The sequence below is a fragment of the Pseudomonas sp. Seg1 genome, assembly GCF_018326005.1.
In the GTDB taxonomy this organism is placed as follows: domain Bacteria; phylum Pseudomonadota; class Gammaproteobacteria; order Pseudomonadales; family Pseudomonadaceae; genus Aquipseudomonas.
Window position 1 is genome coordinate 2753670 of the sequence record NZ_AP021903.1, and the last position, 15263, is coordinate 2768932.

The window sequence follows — 15263 nt, forward strand, 5'->3', positions numbered from 1 at the left end:
TTAATGGCTGGTTAATCGCTGCGCGATGTTGAGCCTATTTACTTCTGTGGTGAGGGGATTTATCCCCGATGGGGTGCGGAGCAGCCCTTCTTTGCTCTTGAAGAAGCGGACTGCTGCGCAGTCCATCGGGGATAAATCCCCTCGCCACAGGGTTCCGCCTGGCACAAAACAATCGGCAATAAAAAAGCCCCTGAAATTTCAGGGGCTCTTTTATCAACGCGACTGATAAACCGTAAGCATCTGCCCCGGTTTCAACGCCTTGCCCGCACCCGGATTCCAGCGCTTGAGATGTTGCATCTCAACGTTGAAACGCTTGGCGACCACGTATAGCGTGTCGCCGCGTTTGACCTTGTATCGGGTCTGCTGCTGGCTGTCGTCATTGCCTTTGCTTTTGCTGTTGGCCGCAATTACCGTGTTGACCCGGCCGGACTTGCGCGCCGGAGCGCGCTTGGTGGTGTCCTGCATGACGAGGGTCTGGCCGACCTTGAGGTTCTTGCCGGTCAGCTTGTTCCAGCGCTGCAGATCCTTCACTTCGACCTTGTTGGCCTTGGCGATGGAACCGAGGTTGTCGCCACGCTTCACGCGATAGGCGCGCTTGAGCTGCGCCACTTCCGAAGGATCGGCGCCTTCGAACACCGGTTTCAGTGAACGCGGGCTGATCAGCTCTTCCGGACGCATGGTTTGCAGACTGGCCGTCAGCAATTGCGCCTTCGACGTTGGTACCAGCAGATGCTGAGGGCCGTCGATGGTGGTGCGCTGCTTGAACGCCGGATTGAGCTGGAACAGTTCGTCTTCGTCGATGTTGGCAACGGCAGCAACCTTGGACAGGTCCATGCGCTGGTTGATCTCGACGACCTGGAAGTACGGTTCGTTGGCGATCGGGTTGAGGTTGACCCCGTAGGCTTCCGGTGCCAGTACCACTTGCGACAGGGCCAGCAGCTTCGGCACGTACGCCTGGGTTTCCGCCGGCAGCGGCAGGTTCCAGTAATCGGTTGGCAGGCCAAGCTTCTCGTTACGTTCGATGGCGCGGCTGACCGTGCCTTCGCCGGCGTTGTACGCCGCCAGGGCCAGCAGCCAGTCGCCGTTGAACATGTCGTGCAGACGGGTCAGGTAATCCATCGCCGCGGTGGTCGAGGCGGTGATATCGCGACGGCCATCATAGAAACGGGTCTGGCGCAGGTTGAAGTAACGCCCGGTGGAAGGAATGAATTGCCACAGGCCCACCGCATCGGCGCGGGAATAGGCCATCGGGTTGTAGGCGCTTTCAATCACTGGCAGCAGGGCCAGTTCCAGCGGCATGTTGCGTTCTTCGAGGCGTTCGACGATGTAGTGGATGTAGAGACTGCCGCGTTCGCCGGCATTCTCGAGGAAAGAGGGATTACTGGCGAACCACAGGCGCTGTTGCTCGATGCGCGGGTTTACGCCCAGGCCTTCCTGCAACTGGAAGCCTTGGCGCATGCGCTCCCAGATGTCCTGGGGAACCTGTGGGCTGGGCTTCTCGCTCAGCCAGATCGGCTTCTGCTTGGCTCGCGCAGCGATATTCGGCGTATGCGTCGCTTCAGTCTGCGGAGCATGGCTGGAACAGCCCGCCAGCGTGGCGGACACAGCCACCGCAATGGCTTGCGCCAGGCGGGTCAATGCGTCTGAATTGACGGACTTACGTATGGATGACGACATTGGCTGGAAGTAAGTTCCGGGCAAAAATGTCGGGCGATTCTAGAAAGCGCACCCCTTGCGGTCAACCATTCAGAATTTTTGTACCAAGCCGTGAGTCACTTAGAACTTATCTTTCCATGCCCGCAGGGCCGCAAAAACCTCACTCGGCGCCCGGTTTTGAGCGCCTGTCCGTTCGTCCACTTTTTGTGTAACTAATGTTTCAGAGGTGCGTAAAAACGGATTTGTGAGCTTTTCCAGGGCAAGGGTCGAGGGCAGGGTCATGACGCCGTTCTGCCGTTGCTGGGTAACTTTTTCCAGACGGGCGGCAATGTCCGGGTTACTCGGCTCGACGGCAGCGGCAAACTTGAGATTGCTCAGGGTGTATTCGTGGGTGCAGTAGACCAGCGTATCTTCAGGCAACGCGGCGAGGCGGCTTAGCGAATGATGCATTTGCTCTGGAGTGCCCTCGAACAAGCGGCCGCAACCGGCTGCAAACAGGGTGTCACCGCAGAACAGCAGGCCGTGGTGATAATAGGCAATGTGTCCCAAGGTGTGACCGGGCACCGCATAGACATCGAAGTCCCAGCCGAGCACGCTGACGTTGTCATTGTCCTTGAGGGCCACGTCCCGCGCCGGGATGTTTTCGCTGGCCGGGCCGTAAACTTTCGCACCGGTCGCCGCTTTCAAGCGTTCGACGCCACCGACATGGTCATGGTGATGGTGGGTGATCAGAATGTCGCTCAGCACCCAGCCCGGATGGGCGGTGAGCCAGGCCTGGACGGGCGCAGCATCGCCCGGATCGACCACCGCGCAGCGTTGGCTGCGGTGATCCTGTAACAACCAGATGTAGTTGTCGGTGAACGCGGGCAGGGCACTGATCTGTATCATCGTCGGAATTCGCCAAGCGGAAAACATTGGCGCATCTTAGTAGTTCCTGGCGCGTTGGAGAATGACATGACCGATAAAGCGTTCGCTCAGGCCGATCCCGACTGGCTGGCGTTGATCAGCGCCGCCCGCGAATGGCTGTCGGGCCCGCTCGGGCAGTTTCTGCTCGATGAAGAGCGGCGCATGCTCGAAGACGAGCTGGGCCGGTTCTTTGGTGGTTATCTGGTGCATTACGGGCCATCCGCCGAAACCCCGCCGGCAGCGCCGCAAGTGCAGCGTAATGTGCGCCTCGGTGCGCCGTTGCCCGGTGTCGAAATCGTTTGCGAAGAGCAAGCTTGGCCGCTCAGCGAACATGCTGCCGATGTCGTAGTAATGCAGCACGGTCTGGATTTCTGTCTGTCGCCCCACGGTTTGCTGCGTGAAGCGGCGAGCAGCGTGCGCCCCGGCGGGCATCTGCTGATCATCGGCATCAACCCCTGGAGCACTTGGGGCCTGCGTCACGTATTCGCCCACGATGCCTTGCGTCAGGCCCGTTGCATCTCGCCATCACGGGTCGCCGACTGGCTCAATCTGCTGGGCTTTGCGCTGGAGAAACGCCGCTTCGGGTGCTATCGTCCGCCGCTCGCGTCGCCCAAGTGGCAAGCCCGTCTGGCCGGCTGGGAGCGCAAGGCCGGTGACTGGCAATTGTCGGGTGGCGGCTTCTATTTATTGGTCGCGCGCAAGATCGTGGTCGGACTGCGGCCGCTGCGTCAGGAACGTCGCGAGCCGATGGGCAAGCTGATTCCGCTGCCGATGGCCAAGGTCAACCGTCGCCGTATCGAACCGTAAACCTTCTTTTATTTGTGGCCGGGTGTGTCCCGGCCCGGGCTATCGTCGATCCGTGATCGGTGAGGCACACATTTATTCTGGATAGAGTGGCATGAGCGAAAGCGTTGAAAGCGTCGACACCGTAGAACTGTTCACCGATGGCGCCTGCAAGGGCAACCCCGGCCCGGGCGGCTGGGGCGCGTTGCTGGTGTGCAAGGGCGTCGAAAAGGAACTGTGGGGCGGCGAGGCCAATACCACCAACAACCGCATGGAGCTGCTCGGCGCCATCCGTGGCCTCGAAGCGCTCAAGCGCCCGTGCGAAGTGCTGCTGGTGACCGACTCACAGTACGTGATGAAGGGCATCAACGAGTGGATGGCCAACTGGAAAAAGCGCGGCTGGAAAACCGCTGCGAAAGAACCGGTAAAAAATGCTGACCTGTGGAAGGAGCTGGATGAGCAGGTCAACCGCCACAAGGTCACCTGGAAATGGGTGCGTGGGCACATTGGGCATCACGGTAACGAGCGGGCTGACCAACTCGCCAATCGTGGCGTAGATGAAGTTCGCGGTTACAAGCAGACCTGAGTCGTTCCTGACGTACTGCGGTGCGGCCATTCTCGAGCAAGCCCGCTGCCACAGGGGCTTTGTGCACGACACAGATCCAATGTGGGAGCGAGCCTGATCGCGAAGAACGATAACGCGGACTCACAGAATCAAAATAGCCTCGGCCAGTTGCTGGTCGGTGTATTCCGAATCCTTCAGCACCTCCCTGATCCGCAAAAACGCCGCCTCCATCCGCGCCCCGCGAATCTCCCCGCCACTCCCCACAAACGCCGCCGCATCATCTTTCGCCGCCAGCACAATCTTCTCGTCCTTGAACGATCCGCTGGTGCCTTTGCTGGAGCTGAGAATCAGGCTCATGGTGATGTCGGTGCTGATGACGAAACTGGTGGCATGCGCTTGCGCAATCAGCAAACAGCCGCCCAGCAATAAAACCTGTGCAGTCTTCATGACGCGTTCAAATCCGTGGGAAACAAGCCGCGCACGCTAACAAGTCGATTCCCGGCAGACTTTATGAACATTGCTAATGATTGTTAAAAACTGCATGAGCGCCGATCACCTGGCGGTGCGCGACTCACCCTGCGGGCGTGTTAACATCCGCGTTTTTGCACGATTGACCCGTTGAGAGCTGAGCACTGATGGCCACCAGATCCGTTGTACTCGATACCGAAACCACCGGCATGCCGGTGACCGATGGTCACCGGATTATCGAAATCGGTTGTGTCGAACTGATCGGTCGGCGCCTGACGGGCCGGCATTTTCACGTTTATCTGCAACCGGATCGCGAGAGTGATGAAGGCGCCATCGGCGTCCACGGCATCACCAACGAATTCCTGGTCGGCAAGCCACGTTTTGCCGAAGTCGCCGATGAGTTCTTCGAGTTCATCAAGGGCGCACAGCTGATCATCCATAACGCGGCGTTCGACGTTGGCTTCATCAACAACGAATTCGCCTTGATGGGTCAGCACGATCGCGCCGACATCACGCAGCATTGCTCGATCCTCGACACCTTGATGATGGCCCGGGAACGTCACCCGGGGCAGCGCAACAGCCTTGATGCGTTGTGCAAACGTTATGGCGTCGACAACTCCGGCCGTGAACTGCACGGCGCTTTGCTCGACTCGGAGATTCTCGCCGACGTTTACCTGACCATGACCGGTGGCCAGACCAGCCTGTCGCTGGCCGGCAACGCGTCGGACGGTAATGGTTCGGGCGAGGGCGCGGACAACTCCGCTACCGAGATCCGTCGTTTGCCTGCTGATCGTCGGCCAAGCCGGATCATTCGTGCCACGGAAGAAGAGCTGGCGGCGCATCAGGTGCGCCTGGAAATAATCGCCAAGTCTGCCGGTGGCCCGGCGCTGTGGACTCAGATTGCCGAGGCTGACGCCCAAGCCTGAGAGATCTTCTGTGGCGAGGGAGCTTGCTCCCGCTCGGCTGCGAAGCAGTCGCAAAACCTGTACACCCGTTTTGTCTGAAAGAGTGCGAAGGGGATGCTTCGCGCCCCAGCGGGAGCAAGCGCCCTCGCCACAAAAGCAGTACGCCGGCGCATGAAGCCAAGTGGCCACCCTCGCGCCTTTCGCTGCAACCCTCTACCCTGAGTGCATTGGCGGATCCGAAACCGCCGCCTCAGGACACTGAGCCCCATGTACAAAGATTTGAAGTTTCCGGTGTTGATCGTCCATCGCGATATCAAGGCCGACACGGTCGCCGGTGACCGTATCCGTGGCATCGCCCGGGAGTTGGAGCAGGAAGGTTTCAGTATCGTTTCGGCCACCGATTACGCCGAAGGGCGTCTGGTGGCTTCGACCCATCATGGCCTCGCGTGCATGCTGATTGCCGCCGAGGACGCCAGCACGAATTCTCATCTGTTGCAGAACATGGCCGAACTGATCGGCCTGGCGCGGGTGCGCGCACCGGATCTGCCGATCTTTGCCTTGGGCGAACAGGTCACTCTGGAGAACGCCCCGGCCGATGCCATGGCCGAACTCAATCAACTGCGCGGCATTCTTTATCTGTTCGAAGACACCGTACCGTTCCTCGCCCGGCAAGTGGCGCGGGCGGCGCGCAAGTACCTGGACGGCCTGCTGCCACCGTTTTTCAAAGCGCTGGTGCAGCACACCGCCGATTCCAATTATTCCTGGCACACCCCCGGTCATGGCGGCGGCGTGGCGTATCACAAGAGTCCGGTGGGGCAGGCGTTCCATCAGTTCTTTGGTGAAAACACGCTGCGTTCGGACTTGTCGGTCTCGGTGCCGGAACTGGGTTCGCTGCTCGATCACACCGGCCCGCTTGCTGAAGCTGAGGCAAGGGCGGCGCGCAATTTCGGCGCCGATCACACCTTTTTCGTGATCAATGGCACCTCGACCGCCAACAAGATCGTCTGGCACTCCATGGTTGCGCGCGACGATCTGGTGCTGGTGGATCGCAACTGCCACAAATCGGTGTTGCACGCGATCATCATGACTGGCGCGATCCCGTTGTACCTGTGCCCGGAGCGTAATGAGCTGGGGATCATCGGCCCGATTCCGCTCAGTGAATTCAGCCGCGAATCGATCCAGGCCAAGATCGATGCCAGCCCGTTGACCAAGGGCCGCGCACCGAAAGTGAAGCTTGCGGTAGTGACCAATTCGACCTACGACGGGCTCTGCTATAACGCCGAGCTGATCAAGCAGCACCTCGGCAACAGTGTCGAGGTGCTGCACTTCGACGAAGCCTGGTACGCCTACGCGGCGTTTCACGAGTTTTTCGCCGGGCGCTACGGCATGGCCACCTCGCGCAGCGAAGACAGTCCGCTGGTGTTCACCACCCATTCCACGCACAAACTGCTCGCCGCGTTCAGTCAGGCGTCGATGATCCATGTGCAGGACGGCGGCGCGCGGCAACTGGATCGGGATCGTTTCAACGAAGCGTTCATGATGCATATCTCGACGTCGCCGCAGTACAGCATCATCGCCTCGCTGGATGTCGCTTCGGCGATGATGGAAGGCCCGGCCGGGCGCTCTCTGTTGCAGGAAACCTTTGACGAAGCCCTGAGTTTTCGCCGTGCGCTGGCCAATCTGCGGCAGCACATCGCGGCCGATGACTGGTGGTTTTCGATCTGGCAGCCGCCGGGAGTCGAAGGCATCGACCGCGTGCAAACCGCGGACTGGCTGCTGCAGCCGGACGCCGAATGGCACGGTTTCGGCGAAGTCAGTGACGATTACGTCTTGCTCGATCCGATCAAGGTCACGTTGGTGATGCCGGGCCTTAATGCCGGCGGCGCGTTGAGCGAGAAGGGCATCCCCGCCGCCGTGGTCAGCAAGTTCCTCTGGGAGCGCGGGCTGGTGGTGGAGAAGACCGGGCTGTATTCGTTTCTGGTGCTGTTCTCCATGGGCATTACCAAAGGTAAATGGAGCACGCTGCTTACCGAGTTGCTGGAATTCAAACGTAGTTACGACGCCAACGTCAGTCTTGCCACATGCCTGCCGTGTGTCGCACAGCAAGACACCGCGCGCTATCGCGGCATGGGCCTGCGTGATCTGTGCGATCAATTGCACGCCTGCTATCGCAGCAATGCCACCGCCAAACATCTCAAGCGCATGTACACGGTGCTGCCGGAAATCGCCATGAAACCGGCTTACGCCTACGATCATCTGGTGCGCGGTGAAGTCGAGGCGGTGCCGATCGATGAGCTGGAAGGCCGGGTTGCTGCGGTAATGCTGGTGCCGTACCCGCCGGGCATCCCGTTGATCATGCCCGGCGAGCGCTTTACCGAATCGACCCGCTCGATCATTGATTACCTGAAATTTGCCCGCACGTTCGATAGCAGCTTTCCCGGTTTTGTCGCCGATGTGCATGGACTGCAACATGAAGATGAAGGCAATGGACGGCACTACACCGTCGATTGCGTAAAGGAATGAGGACTTTTCCCAGTATGCAACCGGTCATGAATCCGAAATACCCAGGGCTGTCGGTGCGGGTCGCCGATGAAGGTTTTGCGCCTTATATCTGGGGCAGCGACTTCAGTTTTGAAGTCACCGCTTATGGTGCCGCGGTGATCGGCAAGCCAGTCGAGCAATGGCTGGTGACGCCGATCGTGCCGTACCGCAAGTGCTACGGCATCGATCCCGAGGAATTCAGCAGTTTCCATAAAGCCGCCGACAGCGCGATTTTCATGGCTTACCTCGATGACGAGCCGGTCGGCCATCTGGTGATCAGCACCAACTGGAACGGCTTTGCCCATATCGATGAACTGGCCGTGCACGCGCCGGCACGTCGTCACGGTGTGGCGAAGGCGTTGCTCGATGTCGCACAGTTCTGGAGCCGCAAGAAGAAGTTGCCGGGGATCATGCTGGAAACCCAGAACAATAACCTCGGAGCCTGCCGGTTGTATGAACGGTGTGGCTACGTGATCGGCGGTATTGACCAGTTACGTTACCGCGGCATCGACCCGAATACCGCCGAAGTGGCGCTGTTCTGGTATCGATTGTTCGATAATCCGCTGGAACACGCGGTCAACTCGACAGCATCGCCTCGGCTTGTTCCGTGAGGATCGCCAACAGGGTGTGAATGGCTGCGGGGGTGGGTGCGTGTTTGAAGGTCAGCGCGTAGACACTGATCGGCACGGCCGGTGACAACGGGCACACATCGAGGCCTGCGCTGCGGGCGCCAAGGGCCGTGAATGGGTCGACGATGGCCAGGCCTTCGCCGGCCTCGACCATGCTGCGCATCATCTGGTGGGTTTGCACCCGGGTCTGGATGCTCGGTGCCGGGCGCAGGGCCTGGAGTTTGTTTTCCAGCGCCGGGCTCAGTGGGTCCTGGCCTTCGAGGCCGACCATCGCTTGCCCGGCCAGGTCCTGCAGGGAAATGTATTTCTGCTTCGGTTGCAGCCAGCCGTGGGGCGCGAGCAATTGCAGCTTGCCCTGGGCCAGTGGCTGGCAATTGATGTCGGGATGTTCAGGATCGTGCAGGCTCAGCCCCAGATCGCTCTCGCGCAACAACAGGCTGCGGACGATGTCGCGAGTCGCTGCGCTGATCAGGCTGCAAGGTGCGTCGGGCAAGCGTCGGCGCAGGGCGGCCAGACTTTGCGGGAGCAATTGCTGAGCCAGCGGCGGGGTGCCGATGATGCGGACGGGCGGGGCGAGGTATTGCTTGAGGCTGCCGGCCAGCCGTTGCACCGGCTCCAGCGCCTCATAGACATGAGCGATTTCGACCTGTAGCGCCCGTGCCTCGGGGGTCGCCTGCAAGCGTCCGCGAACGCTGGCGAACAGCATGAACCCCAACTGACCTTCGGCTTCGCGCAAACGCTCTTCGACTTCGGCCACTGGCAATTGCAGCCATTCGGCGGCGGTGCCCAGGTGACCGGTCTGCAAGAGCGCCTGAATCACTTCGATATGGCGTAAACGCATGCGTGAAGTCCATGTTCAGCAGGTGGGGTCAGTGGCTGAATCCTACCCCAAGTCTGCGTATATGACTTCAGCTCATAACGCCGGGTTATGAAGCGATGGTTGGCTCAGGTTCGCGAACCAGAGTAATGCCTGACTGAACCAGCAAAAACTCGTTGTCGCTGACCTTGTTGACGCGATCGCCAATGGCCAGTTTGTAAATAGGCTCCGAGCCAGTGGAACCGTCTGCCGACGGGTTGGATTCCTGGAATTCATGCACGGAATAAACGCGGCCTTCCGCATCTCTTGCATGGAACTGACCGACGAGTACTGCTGCCATCTGCTTAGAACCTCTGGAGATAAAACGCTTGATTTGCGGCTTGGTAGACCGTCATCAAGGCCTGTAAGTTTTCCTACAGGAAAAAAATAATCAGCACGCGGGAATTTCCCTTGCCTGCTGGTGGAATCGTCACCGAATCATCTATAACTAGTGGCTCCTCCCACGGACCATCGAGAGTCTTCCATGAGCAATGTCTACAACGTCGCTGTAGTGGTCGGTAGCCTGCGCAAAGCTTCGATCAATCGCAAGGTCGCTCTGGCACTGGCCGAGCTGGCTCCCTCGAACCTCAAGCTTGAGATTGTCGAAATTGGCGATCTGCCACTCTATAACGAAGACATCGACGGCGATTCACCGCCGGCAGCCTACAGCACTTTTCGGCAAAAAGTGGGTTCATCCGACGCGGTGCTGTTTGTAACCCCCGAGTACAATCGTTCCGTGCCTGCACCGTTGAAGAATGCCATCGACGTCGGTTCGCGGCCCTATGGCAAGAGTGTCTGGAGCGGCAAGCCGGGCGCGGTGATCAGTGTTTCGCCGGGTGCCATCGGCGGTTTTGGCGCCAACCAGCATTTGCGCCAGTCGTTTGTGTTTCTCGATGTGCCATGCATGCAGCAGCCTGAAGCGTATCTGGGCGGCGCGGGGTCGGCGTTTGATGAGGCGGGCAAATTGAGCGAGACAGTGAAACCTTTCCTGCAAAAATTCATCGATGCTTATGGGCAATTCGTAGAACATCACAAAAAATAAGCCAAACACGGAACACGATGTAGGAGTGAGCCTGCTCGCGATAGCGGTGTATCAGTCGACTGATTGGTAACTGACAGTCCGCTATCGCGAGCAGGCTCACTCCTACAGTTTTTTGTGTTGGCTTCACTACTCCATTTCAATTTAAGGCTGTTGCGGATGCTTGCTGCGTCACTGATTTTCCTCCTGACCATTACCCTGGTGATCTGGCAACCCAAAGGCCTCGGCGTCGGCTGGAGTGCGACGTTGGGCGCCGTGCTGGCGCTGATTTTCGGCGTGGTGCACCTGAGCGATATCCCGCTGGTTTGGCAAATCATCTGGAACGCCACTGGTACCTTCGTCGCGTTGATCATCATCAGCCTGCTGCTCGACGAGGCCGGTTTTTTTGCCTGGGCCGCGCTGCATGTAGCGCGATGGGGGCGCGGCAGCGGGCGCAAGTTGTTTGCCTTTATGGTGCTGCTCGGGGCATTGGTCTCGGCGCTGTTCGCCAATGACGGCGCGGCGCTGATTCTCACGCCGATTGTTATTTCCATGTTGCTGGCGCTGCGGTTCTCGCCGGCGGCGACGCTGGCGTTTGTCATGGGCGCAGGGTTTATCGCTGATACGGCGAGTCTGCCGCTGGTGGTGTCGAACCTGGTCAACATCGTCTCGGCGGATTTCTTTCATATCGGCTTCAACCGCTACGCGGCAGTGATGGTGCCGGTCAACTTCGTCAGTGTTGCGGCGACGCTAGGCATGCTGCTGTGGTTTTTTCGCCGTGACATTCCGGCTGCTTACGACCCTGAACAGCTCGAACATCCGGAAACCGCCATCCACGACAAAGCCACGTTTTATGCCGGTTGGGCGGTGTTGGCGATTTTGTTGATTGGTTGTTTTGCGCTGGAGCCGCTGGGTATTCCGATCAGTGCGATTTCCGCCGTGTGCGCGGCGTTGCTGCTGGGTATCGCCGCCCGTGGCCACAAGATTTCCACGCGCAAGGTAATGAAAGAGGCGCCGTGGCAGATCGTGATTTTCTCGCTGGGCATGTATCTGGTGGTCTATGGCCTGCGCAATGCCGGGCTGACCGGGTATCTGGCGGGGTGGCTGGATGTTTTTGCCGGGCATGGTGTGTGGGGCGCGGCGCTCGGGACCGGGGTGCTCACGGCGTTGTTGTCGTCGATCATGAACAATTTGCCGACGGTGCTGATCGGGTTGCTGTCGATTGATGCCAGTCAGGCGAGCGGGGTGATCAAGGAGGCGATGATCTATGCCAACGTGATTGGCAGCGATCTGGGGCCGAAGATCACGCCGATTGGCAGTCTGGCGACTCTGCTTTGGCTGCATGTGCTGGAGCGTAAGGGGATCCGGATTGGCTGGGGATATTACTTCAGGGTCGGGATTGTGCTGACGGTGCCGGTGTTGTTGGTGACGTTGGCGGCTTTGGCTTTGCGGTTGTCTTTTTAACGCTTTCGCCTGGCGGCGACTTACTTTGGCAAAAGCCCCAAAGTAAGCAAAGGTCTTTACCCTGACGTCCGGCCCTCGCTGTGGCTCGGGTTCCTTCGCTCCGGGGTTCATCCGGGGCATCGCCTCCGGTTTGCTTCGCTGCACCTCCTCTCGATGTCCTCCCCGGATGAACCCCTCCGCTCAGCCTGCCGACGGGCCTTTTAAGATCAAAAGCGGTACTCGAGCTAACGCTCATTGTGTTGAGTGGTGAAGGTCAAAGGCAGTACTCGAGCTAACGCTCATTGTGTTGAGTGGTGAAGGTCAAAGGCGGTACTCGAGCTAACGCTCATTGTGTTGAGTGGTGAAGGTCAAAGGCGGTACTCGAGCTAACGCTCATTGTGTTGAGTGGGGCGGCATGCGCCGCGTTTGAGGTGTACTCATTTCTTTGTGGGAGCTGGCTTGCCAGCGATGGCGGCCTGAGAGCCAACCTGTTTTTGTCGGTTGTACTCCACCCTGTGGGAGCGAGCCTGCTCGCGAAGAGGCCGGTATTGGCAAAATATTCTTTCAGGCCTGGCCCGGTACGTTCGGCCAGAGATCGGAAACGAGGAATAGCCGCTCTGCCTCTTCCCATTCCCCCTGCGGATTCTCGGTCAGGCGCACCATCAATTGCGCCGGGGCCAGCGGCTCCAGTGCATCCAGCCACATCTGCAAGTGCTCTTGCTCCCAGGCCTGATCCGCCGGGTAGTGCGCCGGCGCGAGCCAGGCGTGGCGGGGCAGGGGTTGCCAGCGGCCGGCCGGGCGCTGGGTCACGAAGGCTGGCCAGTCTTTCTGATGCAGCCAGCTGCCGCGCAGATGCTGTGGATGCGCGCCGCTCGGTGATTCAGCCGTGCCCGGCCATGGATAGAGCAAATACCCGCCCAGCCACAGTTGCGCACTGAATACTTCGATATCCAGCGCCGCCAAGACTTCGCGGCTTTCCGGGCGCGCCGAAATCGGCAGTTGATGCTCGGCCAGATGCGCCAGTTTGCGGTCCAGTCGATCATGGCAGCCCGGGCCCAGCCATTGCGCCGGGTCGCGGCCATCGCCGTTCTGCGGGCCGAGGTAGAGCTTGATCGCCAGTTCCAGGTGATGTACGCCGTCGCGATCACGCAGCAGCATGTCCAGTTCACCGAGGGTATGGCCCTCGCGGCGGATCGGCAGGTTCGCCGCGATCAGTTCGATCCCCGGCGCGTGCTCCACGGCAAACTGCCACAGTCGCTCGTAATACAGGCCCAGGCGCCGGGTGCGTGCCTGGGACAACCAGTGCAGCAGGCCGTAGCTGTCGCGATCGAGTTGGCGTAGCCATTGTTCCAGTCGCTCGGGATCGCCCACCCAGTCGCTGCCCGCCAGCGGATGACGTTGCGGCCACGGGGTGGTGGCGAGCATCGGCGGGGCGAGGATGACCCACGCCAGATCGCGCACTTCGGGATGGCGTAATTGGTGGGGTAACGAGAGCAGCTCGGGAAATAGGATCATCTTGCGAGCATAGCCTTAAACACGAGGTCATCCTTGAGGCTGAAAGGATTTTGTCTAACGGCGGCTTTCGCCCATAATCGGGTTTTTCGCGTTTTCGATTGTCCGCAGAGGTCCCATGGAGCAATTTCGTAATATCGGCATCATCGGTCGCCTGGGCAGTTCCCAGGTGCTGGATACCGTCCGCCGACTGAAACGCTTTCTGCTCGATCGTCACCTGCATGTGATCCTCGAAGACACCATCGCCGAAGTCTTGCCGGGCCATGGCCTGCAAACCTCGTCGCGCAAGATGCTCGGTGAAGTCTGCGACATGGTCATCGTCGTCGGCGGTGACGGCAGCCTGCTCGGCGCCGCCCGGGCGCTGGCCAAGCACAATATCCCGGTGCTCGGCATCAACCGTGGCAGCCTCGGCTTTCTCACCGACATTCGCCCGGATGAGCTGGAAGTCGAAGTGGCCAAAGTGCTCGACGGCCACTATCTGGTAGAAAACCGCTTCCTGCTGCAAGCCGAAGTCCGCCGCCATGCCGAGGCCATCGGCCAGGGCGATGCGCTTAACGACGTAGTGCTGCACCCCGGCAAGTCGACCCGAATGATCGAGTTCGAGCTGTACATCGACGGCCAGTTCGTCTGCAGCCAGAAGGCCGACGGCCTGATCGTCGCCACGCCGACCGGTTCCACTGCGTACGCACTGTCTGCCGGCGGGCCGATCATGCATCCCAAGCTCGATGCCATTGTGATCGTGCCGATGTATCCCCATATGTTGTCGAGCAGGCCAATTGTGGTCGATGGCAACAGTGAGCTGAAAATCGTCGTGTCGAAAAACATGCAGATTTACCCGCAAGTCTCCTGCGACGGGCAGAACCACTTCACCTGCGCGCCGGGCGACACCATCACCGTCAGCAAGAAAGCCCAGAAGCTGCGGCTGATTCACCCGCTCGACCACAACTACTACGAAGTCTGCCGGACCAAGCTTGGCTGGGGCAGCAAGCTGGGCGGTGGAGGCGACTGATGCTCGATCCCGCGCGCAGTTATGACTTGATCGGTGACGTGCACGGATGCGCCCTGACCCTCGAACACTTGCTTGACCGACTCGGTTATCACAAGCAGGGCGGGGTCTGGCGACATCCTTCACGCATGGCCGTGTTCGTCGGCGACATCATCGACCGTGGCCCGCGAATTCGCGAGGCGTTGCACATCGTCCATGACATGGTCGAGGCCGGTCAGGCGTTGTGCATCATGGGCAACCACGAATTCAACGCGCTCGGCTGGAGCACTCCGGCGCCACCGGGCAGCGGCAAGCAATTCGTGCGTGAACATACGCCGCGTCATGCGCGTCTGCTCAACGAAACCCTGACCCAGTTCGAAGGCCATCCCGGCGATTGGCATGATTTTCAGCGCTGGTTCTATCAGTTGCCGCTGTTTGTCGATGCCGGGCGTTTTCGCGTGGTGCACGCCTGCTGGGATGCCGGGCTGATCGAGCCGTTGCGCGCGCTGTTCCCGAATGGCTGCATCGACGAGCATTTCCTGCAGTCTTCGGCAGTGCCCGGCAGTTTTGCCTGCACCGTGTTCGATCGTTTGTTGCGCGGCACCGATATGCGCCTGCCCGATGGCCAGACCATGATCAGTGGTGACGGTCTGGTGCGGTCGTTCTTCCGCACCAAGTTCTGGGAAGACGATCCGAAAACCTACGGCGACATCGTGTTCCAGCCCGATGCATTGCCGGAGCCGGTGGCGCAAACCCCGCTGACTTCCACTGAAAAGAATTCGCTGCTGCGCTACGGCGTCGACGAGCCGTTGCTGTTTGTCGGGCACTACTGGCGCAGCGGCAAACCGGCGCCGATCCGCCCGAACCTCGCCTGTCTGGATTACAGCGCCGTGCTCTACGGCAAACTCGTTGCTTATCGCCTGGATCAGGAAACCCGCCTCGATCCGCATAAATTCGTCTGGGTCGATGTCGAGCGGCCGGAGGTGCTGCAATGAT

At 59.9% G+C, this 15263-nt stretch carries 15 protein-coding genes; 9 read left to right on the forward strand and 6 right to left on the reverse strand.

The window, feature by feature from the left end; genetic code table 11:
• Positions 1-213: 213 nt before the first annotated feature.
• Positions 214-1677, reverse strand: coding sequence for a transglycosylase SLT domain-containing protein (locus KI231_RS12315; RefSeq protein ID WP_213028403.1), 1464 nt, complete (start codon positions 1675-1677; stop codon positions 214-216).
• 99 nt (positions 1678-1776) lie between these two features.
• On the reverse strand, positions 1777-2544 hold the full coding sequence (gloB, locus tag KI231_RS12320; RefSeq protein WP_213028404.1) for a hydroxyacylglutathione hydrolase: 768 nt from the start codon (positions 2542-2544) through the stop codon (positions 1777-1779).
• Positions 2545-2610: 66 nt separating this feature from the next.
• Here gloB and KI231_RS12325 point away from each other — a divergent pair, with 66 nt between their 5' ends.
• Together KI231_RS12325 and rnhA are read left to right on the forward strand one after the other, a co-directional pair.
• Positions 2611-3369 carry a class I SAM-dependent methyltransferase gene (locus tag KI231_RS12325; protein ID WP_103303504.1) on the forward strand — a complete coding sequence of 253 codons (759 nt, stop codon included), beginning with the start codon at positions 2611-2613 and terminating at the stop codon, positions 3367-3369.
• A 91-nt stretch (positions 3370-3460) separates the two neighbouring features.
• A complete protein-coding gene (gene rnhA, locus KI231_RS12330) occupies positions 3461-3931 on the forward strand; it encodes a ribonuclease HI (RefSeq protein WP_064390484.1) in 471 nt (156 codons plus the stop codon).
• Between the two features lie 120 nt (positions 3932-4051).
• Here rnhA and KI231_RS12335 read toward each other — a convergent pair whose 3' ends face one another.
• Positions 4052-4357 (reverse strand): DUF2388 domain-containing protein, encoded by a 306-nt coding sequence (locus KI231_RS12335; RefSeq protein ID WP_213028405.1) that lies wholly within the window; start codon positions 4355-4357, stop codon positions 4052-4054.
• A gap of 188 nt (positions 4358-4545) precedes the next feature.
• Between KI231_RS12335 and dnaQ the strand changes: the two genes are divergently transcribed.
• The 3 genes from dnaQ (at position 4546) to KI231_RS12350 (ending at position 8435) form a co-directional block, all read left to right on the forward strand.
• The gene (gene dnaQ, locus KI231_RS12340) at positions 4546-5304 is read left to right on the forward strand and encodes a DNA polymerase III subunit epsilon (RefSeq protein ID WP_103303506.1); all 759 of its coding nucleotides are present in this window, start codon (positions 4546-4548) and stop codon (positions 5302-5304) included.
• Positions 5305-5550: 246 nt separating this feature from the next.
• Positions 5551-7806 (forward strand): Orn/Lys/Arg family decarboxylase, encoded by a 2256-nt coding sequence (locus KI231_RS12345; protein WP_213028406.1) that lies wholly within the window; start codon positions 5551-5553, stop codon positions 7804-7806.
• Between the two features lie 14 nt (positions 7807-7820).
• Positions 7821-8435 (forward strand): GNAT family N-acetyltransferase, encoded by a 615-nt coding sequence (locus KI231_RS12350; RefSeq protein ID WP_213028407.1) that lies wholly within the window; start codon positions 7821-7823, stop codon positions 8433-8435.
• Here KI231_RS12350 and KI231_RS12355 read toward each other — a convergent pair.
• Both KI231_RS12355 and KI231_RS12360 read right to left on the reverse strand, forming a co-directional pair.
• Positions 8401-9294 (reverse strand): LysR family transcriptional regulator, encoded by an 894-nt coding sequence (locus KI231_RS12355; protein ID WP_213028408.1) that lies wholly within the window; start codon positions 9292-9294, stop codon positions 8401-8403. The two genes, KI231_RS12350 and KI231_RS12355, sit on opposite strands and share 35 nt — an antisense overlap.
• A gap of 85 nt (positions 9295-9379) precedes the next feature.
• Complete coding sequence (locus tag KI231_RS12360) at positions 9380-9610, reverse strand: hypothetical protein (RefSeq protein WP_103303510.1); 231 nt, start codon at positions 9608-9610, stop codon at positions 9380-9382.
• A 183-nt stretch (positions 9611-9793) separates the two neighbouring features.
• On the opposite strand from KI231_RS12360, the gene KI231_RS12365 reads away from it, so the two are divergent.
• A complete protein-coding gene (locus KI231_RS12365; RefSeq protein ID WP_103303511.1) occupies positions 9794-10351 on the forward strand; it encodes an NADPH-dependent FMN reductase in 558 nt (185 codons plus the stop codon).
• Positions 10352-10507: 156 nt separating this feature from the next.
• Positions 10508-11791, forward strand: a complete 1284-nt coding sequence (locus tag KI231_RS12370) for an arsenic transporter (RefSeq protein ID WP_103303513.1) — start codon at positions 10508-10510, stop codon at positions 11789-11791.
• 543 nt (positions 11792-12334) lie between these two features.
• Here the strand turns inward: KI231_RS12370 and KI231_RS12375 are convergent.
• Positions 12335-13285: a DUF1853 family protein gene (locus tag KI231_RS12375; protein WP_213028409.1), complete on the reverse strand. Its 951-nt coding sequence runs from the start codon at positions 13283-13285 to the stop codon at positions 12335-12337.
• A gap of 115 nt (positions 13286-13400) precedes the next feature.
• Between KI231_RS12375 and KI231_RS12380 the strand changes: the two genes are divergently transcribed.
• Positions 13401-14291, forward strand: coding sequence for an NAD(+) kinase (locus KI231_RS12380; protein WP_003224174.1), 891 nt, complete (start codon positions 13401-13403; stop codon positions 14289-14291).
• Positions 14288-15262: a metallophosphoesterase gene (locus tag KI231_RS12385; protein WP_371919307.1), complete on the forward strand. Its 975-nt coding sequence runs from the start codon at positions 14288-14290 to the stop codon at positions 15260-15262. Before KI231_RS12380 ends, KI231_RS12385 begins: the two co-directional genes overlap by 4 nt.
• Position 15263 lies beyond the last annotated feature (1 nt).